An 18,018-nucleotide genomic window follows, 5' to 3' on the forward strand; every position below is an offset into this window, starting at 1 on the left:
GGCATCCCGAACCTCCCAGCGCAAAGCGCGCCAAACTGTTCGCGATGTCCTCGCACACCTGTTCGCGATGTCCCCGGTCCAAACAGGGGGGAGATCGGATGCCGCGCCGGCTTTCGCCAATCACTGACGTCGCAGGACGGGCGGCAAGGACGAAACTGCCAATCTCCCCCCTCGTGGGGGAGATGTCCGGCAGGACAGAGGGGGGCGCGAAGGATCGCAAGCTTTCCCGATTGGCCTGGCGCGTACCCTCATGAACCGCTTCGCCGAACTCCTCGACCACCTCGTCCTGACGCCGTCGCGCAACGGCAAGCTGACGCTGCTGACCGATCACTTCCGCAGCGTCGAGGATCCGGATCGCGGCCTCGCGCTGGCCGCCATCACCGGCGACCTCACCATCGCGGCGGTCAAGCCGGCGATGCTGCGCATGCTGGTCATGGAGCGCATGGACCCGGTGCTGTTCGGCTATTCCTACGACTATGTCGGGGACCTGGCGGAGACCGTGTCGCTGGTCTGGCCGCAATCGCCCGCGGATATCGCCAACCATGAGCCGACGCTCGCCGAGGTCGTCGCAAAGCTGCAGGCGGCGAGCCGTTCCGACGGGCCGAAGGTGCTGGCTAGACTGCTCGACAGCGCCAGCATCTCAGCGCGCTTCGCCATCATAAAGCTGGTCACCGGCGGCCTGCGTATCGGCGTCTCGGCGCGGCTGGCAAAGCAGGCGTTGGCCGATCTCGGCAAGGTCGACATCGCCGAGATCGAAGAGCTTTGGCATGGGCTGACGCCGCCCTATGCCGAGCTGTTCGCCTGGCTGGAAGGCAAGGCAGAAAAACCCAGAAAAACAGCGCTGGCGCTGTTCCGGCCGGTGATGCTGTCGAACCCGATCGGTGACGGCGATCTCGAAAAGCTCTACCCGGCCGACTACGCCGCCGAGTGGAAATGGGACGGCATCCGCGTCCAGGCCGTATCGGAAGGCGGCATTCGCCGGCTTTATTCGCGCACCGGCGACGACGTCTCCGGGGCTTTTCCGGACCTCGTAGAGGCGATGGATTTTTCCGCCACCCTCGATGGCGAGCTTCTGGTCGGCGATCCCCGGCAGGCGACCGGCACGTTCTCGGACCTCCAGCAGCGGCTGAACCGCAAAAGCGTGACACCGAAGATCCAGCAGCAATACCCGGCGTTCATGCGCTGCTACGACGTGCTTCAGATCAGCGACGAGGACTTGCGCGCGCGCCCTTTCCGCGAGCGGCGCGGCCGCCTCGAAGCCTTCGTGCAGACGCTCGATCCGAGCCGCTTCGATCTTTCGCCGCTAGTTGAATTCACCGACTGGCAGGCGTTGGAGGAATTGCGCCGCAAGCCGCTGCATCCGGTCATCGAAGGCGTAATGCTGAAGCGCTGGGATTCGCCCTATCTCACCGGCCGGCCGAAAGGTCCATGGTTCAAATGGAAGCGCGACCCGCACACGGTCGACGCCGTGCTGATGTATGCCCAGCGCGGCCACGGCAAGCGTTCGAGTTTTTATTCCGATTACACGTTCGGCGTCTGGTCCGGTCCGGAAGGATCGGAGGAGCTGGTGCCGGTGGGGAAAGCCTATTTCGGCTTCACCGACGAGGAACTGAGGCAGATCGACAAATATGTCCGCGATAACACGATCGAGCGTTTCGGCCCGGTCCGCTCGGTACGGGCCGACCGCAGACAAGGGCTCGTGCTGGAGGTGGCGTTCGAAGGACTCAACCGCTCGACACGGCACAAATCCGGCGTCGCCATGCGCTTTCCGCGGATTTCACGGCTGCGCTGGGACAAGCCGGCGGCCGAAGCCGACCGCATCGAGACGCTGCAGGCGCTGCTTGACAATTAGACCTTTGTTTTGAGCATCGGATTTTCCCAAAACCGGTTTCCGCCCTCGGGTCAAGTCCCGTGGGCATGCTTTTGGGTCCGACGCTCTACGGAATAATCGAGACACGGATCTCGTAGATGTCGACCGACTTGCCCTGCTTGTCGAAGTCGGAATTGATGGCGATGGTGCCGGCAGCACCCGGATGTTTGTCGGGAAAGCGCACGTCGAACAGATATTCGTTGCGCTCGTGGCCGACCGCGTAGCGCTTGCGGCCGCAGTCGCCGAGTTCGCCGAAATTGCAGTCGACGGAGATCTGCGTCTCCTGGCCCTCCTCGGAGCGAGCGATGATGTCGAACGTGGCGTGCTTGCCGGCGAGTCTTTCCAGCACGCCTTGCCCGACGTCGAAGCTGATCGCCGAACCGGAGGCGCCCGACCGGATGCGCAGGAAGGAACCGCTGTCGTCCTGCATGACTTCGGCCTTGGCATCCGAAGGCGCACTGACAAGCGTCGGGTCGCTCGGCGAAAACACATTGATCCAGTCGCGCTCCGCATAGCCGGGGTCCAGCGGCGATGCTGTGTCGCTTGGCGGCGTGAAATCATCGTCTTCCACCGTCGGTGGCGTTTGCGGCGGCGCCGTGTCGAGTTCGGCCGCCGATTTGAAGACGCCGGTCTGCGCAGCGAAATAGAGGCCGATACCGACAGCTGCAAGCAGCGTCACGCCGAGGAAGATCGCGGTGAGAGGCAGGCGGGGGCCTCTCACCCGCCTGTCGTCGCGGTCGGGCATCACCTCTGCGTCGTCGTCTCCGGTCGATGGAGGGGACGACAAGTCGATCTCCGGCGCACCGGGAAAATCCGCTTCGGGCATGATATCGGGAACAACCGGCAAGACGCGCGAGCGAGGCGCGTCGGAAGCGGGGGGCGCGTCGGAAGCAGCGGGCTTCACCGGACCGCCGATAACGACGTCAGGCGGGGACGCGGGTTCAGCATCTGCGCCGGCATCCGGTTCGGCTTCGGCCTCGGGTTCGGCTTCGCTGTCAGCCGGCTGCTTCACCGCCGGTGCTGCAGCGTCATCATCAGTCGGCCGGCCGACATCGGGAACTGCCGGCAGGAACTCGGATTCGATTTCGGTGATCTTGGCCTGCACCGCCTTGCGGCGCTTGATGGCGACTTCCACCGTCACACCCGGGTTGGCCTGCAGGGCACGATCAAGTGCGGCGAAGGCCGATCGATAGACCCGCTCGCGAAACGCGCGGTCTTCGGCATTGCCTTTCTCGAAGGCATTGCGGATCGCTTTTTCGATCGCGTCCAAACGGGACCCCTCTGCACGTACGGTCACATTGTTATGATCGTTAGCCGTAGGCGATCAATCAATCAACGGGCCAGCGGCCGCATTCTGCCTTCGCGATGCATCCAAAGCCCATTTCGGCGGTTTTCGGTAAAGAAATCAACATTTTTCGCCGGTTTCCCGATGCAGCGCCAACGCGACCGCGCGCAACCTGCCGGTGCGGCATCGCGCGACCGCATGGCGGATCGGCGCAGCCGCCGCTTATAGGCCCGGCATGAGCCCACACGAAATGCCAAGTCCCATCTTGAATTTATGGCGGGTTGCGTCTATCACCCAGCGCATCTTGGAGGCCCTGGCTTCCCGGGCCGCTTTAGCTCAGTTGGTAGAGCACATCATTCGTAATGATGGGGTCAGGTGTTCGAGTCACCTAAGCGGCACCAAACAATTTCAAGCACTTAGCTGATATTTCGCCGGTCACTCGGGTCCAAAATGGCTCCGGGGTAACGCTGAGGGTAACAAACTTGCCGATCGGTGCTCGATCGTCGTTCAGGGCCAGGCGCCGATCATCCGCCCGTCGCAAGAATGATCTCTGGAAGCAGGCTTGCCGTCGCACTCGTCTTGAGCGATCCTCACATCGGGCATTGGGGATTCTCATCATGAAAGATTTCGTTACGACGATTCTCGGGGTCGTCGGTGTCTTCGGCGCAATGGCGATCGGGCTTACGGCACTCGCTTTCTACACTGTCGCATTCGAAGCCGATACCAATGAGCGGTTCGGCTGGAATGGATGGTGGGTGCCAGTCCTGTTTTTCGTCGGTGTAATGATATTCCGCTCGGGGCTGCTGATCGCCGCCGCTATGGTGATTGGCGGCTACGGAGCCTATTATGCTTGGGAATGGCCGCTTTGGATCGTCGTCCCGGTCTTCTTCCCAGGTCTTGCGTTCATGATTGCTGGCTTGCTGATCGCTGCTGTCGGCGGGGTAGCGGAGCGCGTACGCGGATGACCCGAATTGTCGCTATCGGCGCATCAGTCGCACTCATCGTCGCCATTCTAACGTTGCCGTACGGGTACTACCAGGTCTTGCGCCTCGCCATTTTCGCGGCTGGCATCTATTGCGGGATCAAGGCGAAATCGTCGGGCGATGACAAACTGGCATTAGGGCTGTTTTTCGTAGCACTGGTGTTCAACCCAATCCTTCCGGTGTATCTGACGCGAGAAATATGGTTGCCGCTCGATTTGCTTGCCGCGGCTCTTTTCGCATTCGCTGCCTACAGGCTTCCGAAAATCAATTCATCTCGCCAGCAGGACGCCCCCTCGCCTTGACCTCCAGTGCCGCGACCGCAGCCAATGCCACCGGATTTTGGAGAGGGAGGGCGCCTGCAACCAAAGAGAAATCGGGATGCAGCGTTGCCGGCTTGTCCGGTGTCGGATACAGCCAAGCAGCGCTCGGCCTTCACGGCGATCCGGCAGAGGATGTAGGGCATCGATAAAGGTTACAGCCAGACACTGGAGTTGTAATTGGTGAATGAAAGTTTAGCTGCTGCCGTCTCGGCGTTCGGTGCATCCCTTACCCGTTTCGACACCTTGCTTCATGCGCTTGAACAGGCCGAGATCGCCGAACTGCCGGCAAGCGGCATCATCGTCAACACGTCCGATTGGTACGGCATGCTCGGTATCAAGGACGGCGACGGCAATTACGTCTCCGGCGGGCCGCTGGCGGACGTGCCCGAGCGCATTTGGCGTTTGCCGGTGGCTATACGAACGCCATGGCGGCCGGCTCATTCCTCGTCGGCGCTTTCGGAACCGCTGTCGCGCTCTATGACCGGATGCAAACCACAGTCGAGGCCGGCTACGCCAACGACGATTTTTCCAAGAACCTGATCACGCTGCTCGGCGAGGAGCGCGTCGCGCTGGCGGTCAAGCGGCCCGAGGCGCTGATCATCGGTGACTTCCCGGCGGGACGTAGGAACTGCCCGGCATACAAATCAGAATTGCCCCCCTCCCGTCATTGACAGCCATGGGTTGTCGAGAGGTATATCTGAAGTGAGGATTGAACTCCTCATGGGGGGAGCATGGATAGTGTTGTTCAAGCACTGATTGACGCCGTTATCAGGCAAGGTGAATTCGCCGCGTCTCTCGCCACTGCTGTGGTAGGTGGCTGTATCGCGCTCATTAGCTGGCGAGTCACACAAGGAGAGCTACCGCAAGCTCGGCGCCTTCGAGCGATGTTCCTCATTTTCACTGCCATTGTCCTTATGAGTATATCAATAGCGCTATTCTACCTTGCGTATGGCAACATTATTCACTCTATGCCTGATTTCGCGCTGATAGATAAAACGCCTGAAATAACTCCCGATCAATTCCGTAGTAAGCTTCGGGACGCCGGGTTGGGGGATGCGCAATTTTTCTTTCTCGGGCAAATGCTGTTTTTTGCACTTGGCTTCGTTGCGATCCTTATTTTCTTTTTTTGCAACTACAGAGTCGTACAAGGGGGGAAACCGAAATGATCGTCGACCGTCGCAAGGCCTTAGGCCTTCTAGCTACCACTACTATGTTAGGAATCGGCCGCCCCGCGCAGGCACAAGATGCTCTGGGAACTGCCGAATTGATCGCCAAAGCCATAGAATCCCTTCAATCGCCCGAATTGGTGACGCAACAGCGCGTCATCTTTTCCTTCTACGTCGAATTGCTTCGGAAGAAGCGCCCTGACGACGTGAGCCGCGCCCTTGGGACAGCGCAACTGCTCGATGAGGTGATTGGGAAATCCAAGGGTCAAACCGAGGTAAAGCTGCTTCGCGCGAATGAACCAGAGGTCATCAGCATATTCTCCGATGGCCGCGAGAAGATGCGGGAATTTCTGATCGAATCTGGCATCAAAAGTCCGTCGGCAGCGATGGATATGATCGAGACATCTTATGTGGCAATGCTTATGTTTTTTGGCACAGAAAGTGTGAGCCAAGGGCGCGCGCCACTATTTCGAGAGTCAAGCTGGTGCTGTTGGCCGGTGTGCTTCTGACTTTCGCGGCGAGGTAATGAGGAGAAGGGCGTGGCGTTACTGCACGATATCCAATCGGCGCTATTGGACGAGAAAGTGGGCGTCGGCTCGACACTGCTAAAGCTCCGGTTCTTGGCCTCCAAGCTTGGCAGCGACGTTCTGGAAGAATGGGTGAAGCACGAGGCGGATGGCTACCCGAAGGGCGCTGAAGTGCCGGATTACCGCACCACAGGCGTGGTCTACACCGGGACCTTCGTCGACATAGCCAGGCAGCTTAACAATGTTCCAATGCCTAAACATTTGATCAGAAAGCATGGTGAGATCATTGGGTCGATTTCAAAATAAGAGACAGTCTATCAGTTATTGACGCCATGATTTCACGATCAGAAAAAGGCGAAACCTACGGTATAGATTGTCGCAATCTTATATTACTATTTCAAGGAAAAGTATACGATGGAATGTCATGTATATCTATAAATAGCTCAATCGACATTGGGGCATTTGTTCGTGTGCAGCAGACAGTGCGGTCCAAGGTCCTCGACCTGACCCTTGAGTTGGAAAAGAGTGTTCCAGCCGCTGCCGAAATCATGGTCGGGCAATCGGCTGAGGCCATTGCCCCGGAGGACAAGGCCCAAGTCACCCATCGGCTGCCGGGTGTCGGACGGCCCCAATCTGCACCTGGAAATCTGATTAGAGCTATCGTTCGCATTTTTTCAATCCTTGAATGGTCGATAATTTGGGTCCATCAGGCCCGAAAACTGCTTGGGCTCAGGCCGTGGCAGAATCGGGCGATAGGTCCGGGGGCCGGCTTGCGGTCCGCCATCGGCTTCTGCCCAGGCGCGGCAGCTTCACGCACCGGCTCGCGGGCAGGGGTGGGTTTGACTGACACACGGTCAACCAGTTCTAGCAACTGGTTCGCTCGGGCGGGCGCGGCAGTCATAGTGGACAACGGCATGCGGCGCCCGCCTCGCCGCAGCTCGCTCCAGGCGTTCGGCTAAGCCGTCCAGACCGTTGACACTCAGCTGAGTTTCGAACGCTTTCACGCCTATGTGCTTGCCGATTAGCTCGATGCGGCGAATACGGTCGCTAAACTTGACCTTTTTTGCATGGCCGATCTGCCGGCGCTCATCGCCCCGGCCATCAAAAAGCGCCTCAATCTCGACGCCGGCAACGAGGCCTCGCCGCCAAATCTCAGGCCACTCGTGGACAGGCCTCAGGTCGCCCGTATCCTCATCGAAAATATCTGCGATATCGGCCTCTGCTTCTTCCGTGAGCCGTATGAGGACCCATGCAGCGTCAATCTTGGTTTTCTCGGAGCGTTCGCCCTTTGCGGCATCGATCGCGGCGACGATCTCCGGTTTTTTCAAAAGCTGAGCGCCCTGCTCGTTGGCCGTCCTTTCAGAGTAGCCAGCGCGAATTGCCGCCTGGGTGGCGTTCAAGTCCAGAAGGTACTGCTCGACAAATCGCTCTTGCTTCGGGGTCACTCTAAACCAGCCTATTTTAGGGACCGGGACCACCCCGGCGACTAAGTTTCACTAAGCTAGCAGTAGCGACCGATGGTTGCTGGAGTGAACGGGTGGACACCGCGTCGCGCATCGTCTTGCCGGTTCACGACCGCGGCGACGGCAGCAGGCCGGCAGGATCGAGCGCGAGATTTCCCCACCTTTCACCATCCCCCACATGCCCGGTTTTTCGGCAACCCCCACCACCCCACACCCCTATAGAAGGTGGGGTGGGGGTGGAGAACAATGGGGTCGTTACCCCCCACTTCCCCACCTTTCCCCATTTCACTTTTCAAGGTGGGGGTCATGATGCATCTGCCCATTCGCCGACCTCGATAATCGGGCGAAGATTGCCCTTGCTATCCTTGGCCGTATCGATCACAAGCGCGCCGCTGGCGATCCATGCTTTGATCGCGTTCTTGATCTTTTGCTGACCGGGATCGGCGCGAGAGTTCAGGCCAAGGACGCGCCCGACGGCATGCCCGGCCCACTCGTTTGCCTTGAAGTGTTCCCGGTAGCATTGCTCGTGCACGGCCTTCTGGACCGCGAGCAGTTCATCAGCCCCAATCCCTTCAAGCTTATCCGGCGGCGTCCATGCTTCGGCGACGGCCACGAAATCTTCCGGTCGGTCCGACGTAGCATTGCCGAGCGGCTCACCGGACAGCTTGAACCACCGGGCCGCCGATGGAGGCGCGAGATTGGCCTTTGCATCATCGACACGGACATACGACCGCCGATCACTTTCCGCGATTGCAAACGTCTTGGCGACTTCGCCGCTCATCACGTTTAACACCCGCGCGGCCCGCACGGCGCCAGCGATGGCAGAGCCACCACGCGCCGCGTCGATATCGGCATCAACGCCGTTGAGCTTGCGGCTGTGGTGCACAAGATCGATCGCGCAGCCGGTGCGATCGGCGACCAGGGCAAACGCCTTCACGGCGGCATCCATCGCCCCGTTGTCGTTTTCCGGCAGGCTGTGAACCGACACGAACGGATCGATGATCAGCACGTCAACGCCAAGATCGCGGATCGCCTCGACCAGCGCATCCACGACTGGCGTTGCGATCGTGATCTTGCCATTTTGCAGCTCGCCAATCTTGATCGGCAACTGTCGCCCGCTGTCGATGAATAGCTTGCCAGCGATCTCGTCGGGATCGATGTCGTGGTGCAGGCAAGTCGCGATCACGCGCCGTTCGATCTCGTCACGCGGGTCTTCACCGTTCCAGAGCCACACCCTGAGCGCACCGTGAGGCTTGAGGCCAAGCAGCGGCTTGCCCGACGCCATAGCAACCGCATCGGTGATCGTCAGCGTCGACTTGCCGACGCCACCGGGCGCGATCGTCGCGGAAACGTACTTGCGGATCAGGTGATGCCCATAAAGCCACTCTCGCGGCTCGATAGCGGCCGGATCGCGCCAGCGGAACGGCGATGGCTCCATTGCCGGCGTCGACGCCTCACCGCCAGGGAACGGCAGCACTACGGCCCCGTATTCGTCGGGGTCGCAAACAGCTGGCGCTTCCTTGAGCCATGAGGGTGGCGTTTGATCGTTCACGCCGCCCACCTATATGTCGTCGCCGGGATCGCCGAGGCGATCGTCATCGACTGAAACCGGGCGTTCGGACGCAGCAGGATCAAGCGCGGTCGGAATGTCGTCGACGATAGCGGCGGCGCCAGAATTGCTTCGCTCCAACCGTTCGACATATTCGAGCATCCGCGTCACAAAGCCGGCGTGATCCTCGATCGTGGGTCCAGCCGTTCCGCCGCCCAAGCGAGGCCGGCAAGGGCGTAGATCGGTTTTCGGCAATGGCCGATCGCCAAGCGCCCCCATCAGGTAAAGATCGGCCACCTCCAGACCGGCGTATTTTTTCAGCAACCACGCTCGCTCGTCATCACTCAATTTCGCCGTGCGATATAGCCGGTCAGCACGTCGACCAACCGCCTCGATTTCAGGGTGATCGAGTGGCAGGCGGAAATCGTTCCCGCTGATCGAGCGCGGGAAGCGCGGAGAATAATCTGATTTCATTTTCATGCCCTTCGGCGTTGCGAAGGACGGCAGTCAGCGCTATAACGCGCTTGGATATTTAGTGCTGACTGACCGGCCTCGGAAATTCGTTTTCGGGGCCGTTTCTTTTGGTCCCCGATGAGACGGTCAGTCAGGCGGCGCGCTCGGCAGATTTCTTGTCCAGCCACGCGGTAATTTCGTCGGCGCGCCAATAATTCCGGCTTGTGATTTTTATCGGCTTCGGGAATGCTCCAGCCTTGATCCAGCGCCACAGCGTCATGTCGCTGACGGGCGCGAGTTTCTTGATATCCATGCCATTGAGCAGGGTCGGGCGGGTTTCTTGCGTGTTGCGCATCGATCCAAGTTCCTTGTGTTAAACGAACAAGATGGCTCGTTTCGCAAAACCCTGATCCTTGGATGGTTGACCGATCAAATCGCCTCGCTAGTGGTCAAATTCTGACTCTTGGTGCCGGAACCGTAGGCCCGCTCAGTGTGGTTTCCTGCCGTACGTTACCTCGATCGGAGGGAGCAAGGAGCGCCAGAAGCGGTCACTCCGTAGCGAGCCCTTGAATGACCGCAATGGGGCCGTGTCCGGACGGTCTGGTTATGGCCCGTTGAGGATCGAATAGCTGCCGTTAAGCGTGGCCTGGTCTCGACGGCGGCTTCCCCACTCCGGCGCTCAAGAAACTTCCACCACGACCCGAAACTTGCCCTTCGTTTAGGCCCGGTGGACGACCTCACACGGTCGCCTTCCTCAGAGGGTCAAAATAACTTGATTAACTTCAAGAAAAGTGTCTTAATTGTTGGCTGATTTGGTGAGGTTTTGCGATGTGCTGGTTCCATCGTATTGTTTCACTTGCCATCTTATTCTTTTTTTGTTCGACTGCTGGGCACGCCCAGTCTCAATGTCAGGACGCTTGGGGCAGAGCATTCTCGCTTGATCGTAATCCCGGGGCACCCGGAATGTTCGTGATGCGACCAATAAATGTCCCGGGACCGCCGATGTTTTTCTTCGCGGTGCCTGACCCCATTGTAGCTATGGTTTCGCTTGATCCTTTAGGCAACGGACTACTTGTGACTCATGAGGGTGGCGTCATCCTGAGACAGGCCGGTTGGCTGCAACCTATCGGATATTGTCGTGGCTTCCAGAATGTCAGGGCCCCGGATGTACTGCCCATGCAACCGCAACAGCGCCGCAACGTGCGCGGAGAGGTGAGTGACAGGCGGGACCCACCAGACCGTCCAGGCGAGCGAGTCACCTATAGAGACGAATTCGGGAACGAGGAGCGAACCAGCGTCTCCAGTCACGGTTCAATGGAAATGAATGTGACGGAAGAGCAGGCTCAAGATTGCCTGCAGGAAGCGGGTGGCGACGTCGACACCGAATTTGGCCAATGCTTGAAACGGACGATGCTGAAACCAGACCAGAAAGAACTGGTCGATTGCGTTGAAGAAAACAGCGATGACTTAATTGCGGGCGGAGCGTGCTTGGCGAAGTCTCTTGACTCAGATGTTGCGGATGTAGCGTCGGCGATGGAAGCCTGTACCGTTGACGGCGAAATCGACTATAGCTGCATAGTCTCATCAGAGGTGGATGATGAGACCGCGGAGGCCCTAAAATGTGTCTCCGAAGAGGACGGCGCTGACCGCGCGAAGGTGGCCTGCCTGGCCCGTGTAGCCTTTCCAGAAGCCAGCCAATTGTTGGATGTTGTGGAGGAGTGTCGCGACGCGGGAGACACCATCGCCTGCGTCGCGGAGTCTCAGCTCGATGACGATCAGAAGGCGATGTTTGACTGTGTCGCCAGCGCGGCAGAAGACGAAATTGATGCCTCATGCCTCGAAGCTGTTGGCGTCGACGAGGACGTCTCGAAAGCGGTAGCGACCGCCCAAAAATGCTTGGCGGACGGAGATTCTTCCTACGCAGCGGTCGCAACTTGCGCTCTTGGCGAATATGGCAACGAGGACGTAGCCCGAGCTGCGGGATGCGTAGGCGAGCAGCTGCAGGGGGGAAGCCCAAGCTATGTAGGTATGGCCGGATGTTACGTGGCTGGCGGATTGGAACTCAACCCGGAACAACAAATAGCAGTCGAGTGCGCGGTTTCTAGTGGCGCGCAACCATACGCCTTCGCGGTCTGCGCAGGCGGGCGGCTGACGGCACGAGAAGTCACCAAATGTTTTACTGATGGCGTCGGCGGCGACGGCTGCTTTGGACGCAACAACGAAATCGTCCGCTACTATCGAGCAATCGGCATCGATTTCGAAGATCCGTTCAACCCAAATGGCGAAGGTGTCAGGGCCTGGAACACGATCCGTAATGATCTCGAGCACGGGTTTGGTGAGAACAACGATATACGACGGGCAGCCGAAGAAGCCGGACGCGGGCTGGATAATGTCAGAAGGGAGGTCGAGAGAGCTCCCGATAACATTCGCCGGGAAGCTGAGCGGACCATCCGCTGCATCTTTGGATGCTAGAAGCGCTTTTCTCATTCCGTAGCTTGGGAAGTAACAGCCTAGCGAATGGCCTCTGCGAGGAGGCGAACAACGCAATACTCGCTCGGCAGCTTTTGGCGAGCTGTCGGCGGCGTGACATGACCGACATGAGGGCGCATTGTTGCCCATTCGCAACGCGGATGATGAAGGTCTCCCATGGGTCAGGTCACGACGATGCCTACACCAACCTGAATGTCCGATCTTGAATATTCGCAGCCCAAAGCTGCCGGTCTGCTCTCGGCCCATTCCAGACATTTGAAGTTCGAGACCGCTCCTAGGCCGAAGCAGCTGACCAATTTGGTGACCGGTTGGTTTGCTTTGTGTGTTCTCCGCATAGCGGCATTGCACCAAACGACCCCAGCTTTCGAGCCGGAAAACCCTGTGATTTCAGTGGGGGAAAGCTAGGGAGTAAAAAGGCCACTCCCCAGATTTGGAGAATATGGGCCGACAGAGAGCAAAAAAGGCACCTTCACTACCAGCAACAGTCCCCAGCTTTCGGCCGAAAAGCCAGCAGTTCTGCGGGGTTTCTGAGCCGCCAAGTCTACGCAGAGAACGTTCTGGGAGAATTGAGTGGTAGAGGGAGAGCACCTGAGATCCAACCTTCTCCAACTCGCACTGGTTCGCGTACGCTGGCAAATGGGTCTCGGGATGCTCGCCCTCGGCTGGAGTCCGCCTGAAGCGGTACGCGCAGACATTCGGGCCACCAAGGCCCTGACCAAACGGCCGTTCGGCGTCAATCTCGTGTTGACTTATCCGCAGGAGGAGCGCCTCGCGATCTGCATGGAAGAAGGCGTGCCGGTAGTCTCATTTTTCTGGGGCCAGGCAGGTTCGTTGACGGCTGCGGCGCATCGTGGCGCATACGGCAGGAGCCGCCGAACAGGCTCGGATATCAGCCGCAGATGGTGCCGACGCAATCGTCGCGCAGGGCTGGGAGGCGGGTGGCCACGTTTACGGTACAGTTGCCACGATGGCGTTGGTTCCGGCGGTTGTTGACCAGGTCGCGCCAGTCCCCGTTCTTGCTGCCGGTGGCATTGCGGACGGACGCGGTCTAGCCGCGGCGATGGCACTTGGTGCCGCGGGCGCTTGGATCGGTACCCGCTTTCTCGCGAGCATCGAAGCACCAATCCACCCGCGCTATCGCGACCGCATCCTCACAGCCAAGGAGACGGACACAGAATACGGGACTGTTTTCGATGTCGGCTGGCCCGACGCTCCGCACCGTAGCCTCCGAAACAAAACGATTGAAGCTTGGGAGGCAGCCGGACGCCCGCCGGCGGGTAGGCGTCCCCACGAAGGCGCGGTCGTTGCAAAGTCGCCATATGGCGATGTGGTTGCATACCAATCTCATACGCCGGGATCGGGTGACGAGGGCGATATCGACGCCCTTGCCCTATGGTCGGGCCAAGGCGTCAGCCTCGTCCGTCGGGTCCAGCCGGCCGCCGAGATTGTCCGCGAAATCAGCGACGAGGCGCGGGCAATCCTCGCACGGCTTGGGAAAGATCCATCTTTCTAAGGCCTGTGTGGGAAGTTACCGCGGTCGGGATAGTCGCCCTGTCGTCTTGGATCGCCATCTTACCCCGCGACAGGCTGAGTACTGAGCCGATTTTCGTCTCGCTGGAAGGTCTAAGGCGACTACGTCATGATCTCCCGGCTTTGTCATGCGACGCTGCCGAAGCCGATGACGCTCACTTCGCCGTGGGCATTGTTGGCCGCCTGGAGCAACCGGATCGGGGGCCAGGCGGCGTCACGATTGGCGGGAGACATCGTTCTCGGAGAGAATTCTTTTAGGTGGAAGGGCTGATCTCGCCGCCGGCGACTTTGGCGAGCAGCATCCCCTCAGGCGCGCTCATTCATGGCTGCGCCGACAAAAATGTTCTCAAGAAGCTCGATAGGTGGAGACGCCAAGTATCAGAGCATCATGCGATCCCTCGATAGCGAAATGGCCGGCGAGCGGGAAGTGAATTGAACCAGGGTTTGACCCCACGAAGTCAGAGTGACGTGCAACGAGACGTCTCAAGGGAACCTTTCCGGCGTGTGCGCTTGTTGAGCATGCGTTTCACACCCCGTGAACCCAACAAAAAAACGCTGGAACCAAAAGGAAATCCGCCATGGCGAAAGAAAAGACATTGGACGATCTCTTCCTCGATACGCTCAAAGATATCTATTACGCGGAAAAGAAGATCCTGAAGGCGCTTCCCAAGATGGCGCGCGCCGCCTCATCGGCCGATCTGAAGGCAGCCTTCGAGAAGCACAAGGACGAAACCGACGGTCATGTCGAGCGCCTGCAGCAGGTTTTCGAGCTCCTTGGTAAGCGAGCACAGGGCAAGACGTGTCCCGCGATCGACGGCATCATCGAGGAGGGCGAGGAGATTATAGAGGAGTTCAGGGGAACTCCCGCATTGGACGCCGGTCTGATCTCCGCTGCCCAGGCTGTCGAGCACTACGAGATCACCCGCTATGGCACGCTGAAGCGCTGGGCCGAGGTCTTGGGCATGAGCGACGCCGCCAAGCTGCTCGAACAGACGCTCGGCGAAGAGTCTATGACAGACGAGGTGCTCACCGGATTGGCGGACGCCTCGGCCAACGAAATGGCCAAGGCCGCTTGAATTCCAGCCGCCCCCAACTGTGTTGGGGTGGCTGTTTTACCCCAACATCCGTCTTTCGCTAGGAGACAATCATGGGTCGTGGCCTTCTACTCTGGCTGCTCGGAGTTCCCATTCCGATCATGATCCTTCTCGCGCTGTTCATGCGGTAGGAGGAATCCATGGCATCATCCATCCTGGCGACCGACGTCGCCGCGCCGGTCGAGTCCTCGTCATCCGCAGTCAACTGGGGACCCATCATCGCCGGCGCCTTCGCTGCCTCTACCCTGACGTTCATCCTGATGCTTCTCGGGTCCGGCCTCGGGCTCACGATGGTGTCTCCATGGTCCAACGAAAGCGCCAGCGTCACAACCTTCGCTGTGTCCACTGCAATCTGGCTGGTCATCGTGCAATGGTTGTCATCCGGGCTCGGGGGTTACCTGACCGGGCGCCTTCGCACCAAATGGGTCGGCATTCATACGGACGAGACGTTCTTCCGGGATACCGCGCGCGGATTCATGGCGTGGGCGCTGGCGACGCTTCTGGTCGTGTTCGTGCTCGGTTCGGCGCTGTCCACGGCAATCGGCACCGGCGTCAAGGCGGCCTCGACAGTGGCCTCGGGAGCAGCAATGGGTGCCTCGGCAGGGGCGACCGCAAACGCCGGGAACGACGGAGGCAGCGACGCGACTTCGTATTTCGTCGATGCGCTGTTCCGCCCGACCGATCCTTCCAGGCTGGCGGCGCCGGGCGCGGAGGGCGATGCGACAGCAGCCGCGCAAGCCTCCCGCATCCTCCTTACGAGTGCGGCGGCCGGCGAAGTCTCGGCCGACGACAAGACTTATCTGGGCCAACTCGTGGCCGCTCGCACTGGCCTGTCGCAAGCGGATGCTACTGCCCGGGTTGATGCGGTGCTTGCTCAGGTCGAGGCGGCCAAAGTCCAAGCATAGCAAGCAGCCGACACAGCTAGAAAAGCCGGCGCCACGTTCGCGCTGGTTGGCGCGCTTTCCCTTATCATCGGTGCGTCCATCGCCAGCGCAGCAGCAGCGTTAGGCGGCAAGCAGCGCGACGACGAAGAAGACGCGCTCTATCTCACAGCAAGTCGAGGCTGAAGACGTCTACTCCCGGCCGATCCAGAGGGTCGGCCGGACTCCATCTTCCGCCGCGCTCCCTTGCTATTGTGCAGTGCAGCAACGATACTGCTGCACTGCGTTACACAGATTGCCGTCCATTCCGGGCGTCAGAACAGGGACGGCCCATTGCGAAAAATCTCCGATACCATCGCCCGCCTCGCCGCGCTGCAGGCGCGACATGCGGCACATCCCACCGACCTCGGTGCGTCAGACCATCTCCGGACGCTGGCCGACTTCGGTACCAATCCCGGCGGGTTGGGAGCGAAGTTCTACATTCCCAATGACCTATCCACGGGCGCCGCAGTCGTCGTCGTGCTGCATGGCTGCACACAGAATGCTGCGGGCTATAACCATCATTCCGGCTGGTCCCAACTCGCCGACGAGGCTGGCTTCGCGCTGCTCTTTCCCGAACAGCAACGCGGCAACAATCCGAACCTCTGTTTCAACTGGTTCCAGCCTGGCGACACCAAGCGTGGTTCGGGCGAGGCGCTTTCGATACGCCAGATGATCGAGACGATGGTCGTCACCCACGGTCTCGACCGAAGGCGAATCTTCATCACCGGCCTCTCGGCCGGAGGCGCAATGGCGGCGGCCATGCTGGCGACCTATCCGGAAGTGTTTGCCGGCGGTGCGTTAATTGCCGGTCTGCCCTACGGCAGCGCAACGACAATCCCGGAGGCCTTCGATCGCATGCGAGGTCACGGTGGTCCTTCGGAACAGGATCTGCAACGGGCCCTCCGCGGCGCATCGGATCATCAGGGACCGTGGCCGAGGATTTCGATTTGGCACGGTGCCGCTGACCACACGGTTTCGCCTTCCAACGCGGAAGCGATCGCAGGCCAATGGCGGGGAGTCCACCGGCTTGAGAAAGAGCCGACGCATCGCGAAGTTGCCGGATCGCACGCAAAGCAGGTCTGGCGTAACGGCGCGGGAGAGGCCTTGATCGAAATCAACATGATCGCCGGGATGGGCCATGGCACGCCGCTCGGCAACGGTCTGGGCGCTCCGGGACCTTATATGCTTGATGTCGGCATCGCCTCCACACGCGAGATCGCGCAGTTTTGGGGGATAGCGGCAACCGAGGATAGCGCCTCCCGGAAATCGAGGCCGCAAGTGCCCGCCAGCCAACGGCAACTACCCCAGTCACCGGCGCCAAGTATACAAAATGCGAAGACGAAGCCCCCGCAGCCGACTGCCATCCATCAGTTCCCGCGTCACACGGAATTGGGCCAACCCGGCGTGAAGAAGATCATCGAGGATGCCCTGCGGGCAGCGGGCCTGATGCGCTAGGCGGACGGCGCAAATCGCTCGCCCACTGTACCGCCGGCCCGCGAAGGTCAAGCGGCTTCGACCAACGAAAAGGAACGCGTTGGTCTTGCAATCGTTGACCGCTTTTCAGAGAGCGGTCGTCATGCACCTCGTCCAGATCCTGCTTCCCCGAGCGGACAACACCGGCCAGCCATTTGGCCGGGACGATTTCGACCGCGTGAAGGAAGACCTTGCCAGCCGTTTCGACGGCGTCACGGCCTACCTGCGGGCGCCCGCGGAAGGTCAGTGGCAGGATGGCGAGCGGTCCAGCAAAGAGGACATCGTCATCATCGAAGTGATGGTGGAGGACATCGACCTGCCGGACTGGCGCAAAAGGCGGGCGGAACCAGAACGGCGGTTCCGGCAGGACACGGTGATCATCCGCTACATGCCGATGGCGCTCGTATAGAGGCCGCTATCAACGTCAATCCGGAAGACCGAGTACGGTCCGGAGACAAGTTCTCTCGGTGTGGTTCGTCGCGAGCGGCAAGCGTTATGACTACGAGGCTGTGCCGCCGGAGACCTATGCGGCGTTCCGAAACGCCTTCGTAAAGGGCCGGTTCTTCAACGACCACTTTCGCGACCGTTTCCGGCACCCCTGATTGCCGAAGCATAGCGATCGTTGCCTGCACGCGGAGACTCATGCGCCGGTTTCGGAGTTTGACGCGCCGGCTGGCTTTGATTCCGGGGAGCCCTTGTGGCGCAGGAAAATCGACAGCAGGACCAGGACGGCCGTCGACATGAATTCCGACTGCCAGTTCTGAAAGGACTCGAACCATAGCTGGGTGTCGAGAAGATAGTCTCCCGGGGATTGAACCTCGCCGCCGTGCCGAAGCGCCTCCTCGTTCGCGGCCGCCAGGCTCGCCCACCAATGCAAGGCAAATGAGATGAT

20 protein-coding genes, 1 tRNA gene and 1 pseudogene are annotated in these 18,018 nt (G+C 60.0%); 16 read left to right on the plus strand and 6 right to left on the minus strand.

Features of this window, described 5'->3' with window-relative positions:
• Positions 1-250 precede the first annotated feature (250 nt).
• Positions 251-1,852 (plus strand): cisplatin damage response ATP-dependent DNA ligase, encoded by a 1,602-nt coding sequence (locus NKH36_RS33360; RefSeq protein WP_352966042.1) that lies wholly within the window; start codon positions 251-253, stop codon positions 1,850-1,852.
• Positions 1,853-1,937: 85 nt separating this feature from the next.
• Here the strand turns inward: NKH36_RS33360 and NKH36_RS33365 are convergent, their stop codons facing one another.
• A complete protein-coding gene (locus tag NKH36_RS33365; protein WP_352966017.1) occupies positions 1,938-3,140 on the minus strand; it encodes a hypothetical protein in 1,203 nt (400 codons plus the stop codon).
• A gap of 340 nt (positions 3,141-3,480) precedes the next feature.
• On the opposite strand from NKH36_RS33365, the gene NKH36_RS33370 reads away from it, so the two are divergent.
• The 8 genes from NKH36_RS33370 to NKH36_RS33405 all read left to right on the plus strand — a co-directional run bounded on the left by NKH36_RS33370 (position 3,481) and on the right by NKH36_RS33405 (position 7,110).
• A tRNA-Thr gene (locus NKH36_RS33370) sits at positions 3,481-3,556 on the plus strand.
• A 216-nt stretch (positions 3,557-3,772) separates the two neighbouring features.
• A complete protein-coding gene (locus NKH36_RS33375) occupies positions 3,773-4,120 on the plus strand; it encodes a hypothetical protein (protein WP_352966016.1) in 348 nt (115 codons plus the stop codon).
• The gene (locus tag NKH36_RS33380; RefSeq protein ID WP_352966015.1) at positions 4,117-4,440 is read left to right on the plus strand and encodes a DUF6804 family protein; all 324 of its coding nucleotides are present in this window, start codon (positions 4,117-4,119) and stop codon (positions 4,438-4,440) included. Before NKH36_RS33375 ends, NKH36_RS33380 begins: the two co-directional genes overlap by 4 nt.
• 413 nt (positions 4,441-4,853) lie before the next feature.
• On the plus strand, positions 4,854-5,129 hold the full coding sequence (locus NKH36_RS33385) for a phage major capsid protein (RefSeq protein WP_352966014.1): 276 nt from the start codon (positions 4,854-4,856) through the stop codon (positions 5,127-5,129).
• Between the two features lie 60 nt (positions 5,130-5,189).
• Positions 5,190-5,624, plus strand: coding sequence for a hypothetical protein (locus NKH36_RS33390; RefSeq protein WP_352966013.1), 435 nt, complete (start codon positions 5,190-5,192; stop codon positions 5,622-5,624).
• Complete coding sequence (locus tag NKH36_RS33395; protein ID WP_287345303.1) at positions 5,621-6,133, plus strand: hypothetical protein; 513 nt, start codon at positions 5,621-5,623, stop codon at positions 6,131-6,133. Before NKH36_RS33390 ends, NKH36_RS33395 begins: the two co-directional genes overlap by 4 nt.
• A gap of 30 nt (positions 6,134-6,163) precedes the next feature.
• Positions 6,164-6,457, plus strand: coding sequence for an AbiTii domain-containing protein (locus tag NKH36_RS33400; protein ID WP_352966011.1), 294 nt, complete (start codon positions 6,164-6,166; stop codon positions 6,455-6,457).
• A gap of 26 nt (positions 6,458-6,483) precedes the next feature.
• A complete protein-coding gene (locus NKH36_RS33405) occupies positions 6,484-7,110 on the plus strand; it encodes an AbiTii domain-containing protein (protein WP_352966010.1) in 627 nt (208 codons plus the stop codon).
• Here NKH36_RS33405 and NKH36_RS33410 read toward each other — a convergent pair.
• The 4 genes from NKH36_RS33410 to NKH36_RS33425 form a co-directional block, all read right to left on the minus strand.
• A complete protein-coding gene (locus NKH36_RS33410) occupies positions 7,006-7,596 on the minus strand; it encodes a terminase small subunit (RefSeq protein ID WP_352966009.1) in 591 nt (196 codons plus the stop codon). The genes NKH36_RS33405 and NKH36_RS33410 overlap by 105 nt on opposite strands.
• Before the next feature lie 322 nt (positions 7,597-7,918).
• A complete protein-coding gene (locus tag NKH36_RS33415) occupies positions 7,919-9,052 on the minus strand; it encodes a helicase RepA family protein (RefSeq protein ID WP_352966044.1) in 1,134 nt (377 codons plus the stop codon).
• Between the two features lie 123 nt (positions 9,053-9,175).
• On the minus strand, positions 9,176-9,637 hold the full coding sequence (locus tag NKH36_RS33420) for a hypothetical protein (RefSeq protein ID WP_352966007.1): 462 nt from the start codon (positions 9,635-9,637) through the stop codon (positions 9,176-9,178).
• Positions 9,638-9,767: 130 nt separating this feature from the next.
• The gene (locus tag NKH36_RS33425; RefSeq protein WP_352966006.1) at positions 9,768-9,971 is read right to left on the minus strand and encodes a helix-turn-helix transcriptional regulator; all 204 of its coding nucleotides are present in this window, start codon (positions 9,969-9,971) and stop codon (positions 9,768-9,770) included.
• A 647-nt stretch (positions 9,972-10,618) separates the two neighbouring features.
• Between NKH36_RS33425 and NKH36_RS33430 the strand changes: the two genes are divergently transcribed.
• From NKH36_RS33430 to NKH36_RS33460, 7 genes and pseudogenes are all read left to right on the plus strand, one after another.
• Positions 10,619-12,088 carry a hypothetical protein gene (locus NKH36_RS33430; protein WP_352966005.1) on the plus strand — a complete coding sequence of 490 codons (1,470 nt, stop codon included), beginning with the start codon at positions 10,619-10,621 and terminating at the stop codon, positions 12,086-12,088.
• Between the two features lie 868 nt (positions 12,089-12,956).
• Complete coding sequence (locus tag NKH36_RS33435; RefSeq protein ID WP_352966003.1) at positions 12,957-13,619, plus strand: NAD(P)H-dependent flavin oxidoreductase; 663 nt, start codon at positions 12,957-12,959, stop codon at positions 13,617-13,619.
• Positions 13,620-14,214: 595 nt separating this feature from the next.
• Positions 14,215-14,712 carry a YciE/YciF ferroxidase family protein gene (locus NKH36_RS33440; protein ID WP_352966001.1) on the plus strand — a complete coding sequence of 166 codons (498 nt, stop codon included), beginning with the start codon at positions 14,215-14,217 and terminating at the stop codon, positions 14,710-14,712.
• Between the two features lie 158 nt (positions 14,713-14,870).
• A pseudogene (locus NKH36_RS33445) lies at positions 14,871-15,797 on the plus strand (hypothetical protein).
• A gap of 147 nt (positions 15,798-15,944) precedes the next feature.
• The gene (locus tag NKH36_RS33450; RefSeq protein ID WP_352965999.1) at positions 15,945-17,108 is read left to right on the plus strand and encodes an extracellular catalytic domain type 1 short-chain-length polyhydroxyalkanoate depolymerase; all 1,164 of its coding nucleotides are present in this window, start codon (positions 15,945-15,947) and stop codon (positions 17,106-17,108) included.
• A gap of 121 nt (positions 17,109-17,229) precedes the next feature.
• Entirely contained in the window at positions 17,230-17,535 is a 306-nt protein-coding gene (locus tag NKH36_RS33455; RefSeq protein WP_352965997.1) for a hypothetical protein, read from the plus strand.
• A 58-nt stretch (positions 17,536-17,593) separates the two neighbouring features.
• Positions 17,594-17,728, plus strand: coding sequence for a KTSC domain-containing protein (locus NKH36_RS33460; protein ID WP_352965995.1), 135 nt, complete (start codon positions 17,594-17,596; stop codon positions 17,726-17,728).
• 38 nt (positions 17,729-17,766) lie between these two features.
• On the opposite strand, the gene NKH36_RS33465 is transcribed toward NKH36_RS33460, so the two are convergent.
• The coding region (locus NKH36_RS33465) for a DUF6766 family protein (RefSeq protein WP_352965993.1) at positions 17,767-18,018 on the minus strand (252 nt) is incomplete at its 5' end.

It is taken from the genome of Mesorhizobium sp. M1312 (genome assembly GCF_040318115.1).
GTDB lineage: Bacteria > Pseudomonadota > Alphaproteobacteria > Rhizobiales > Rhizobiaceae > Mesorhizobium.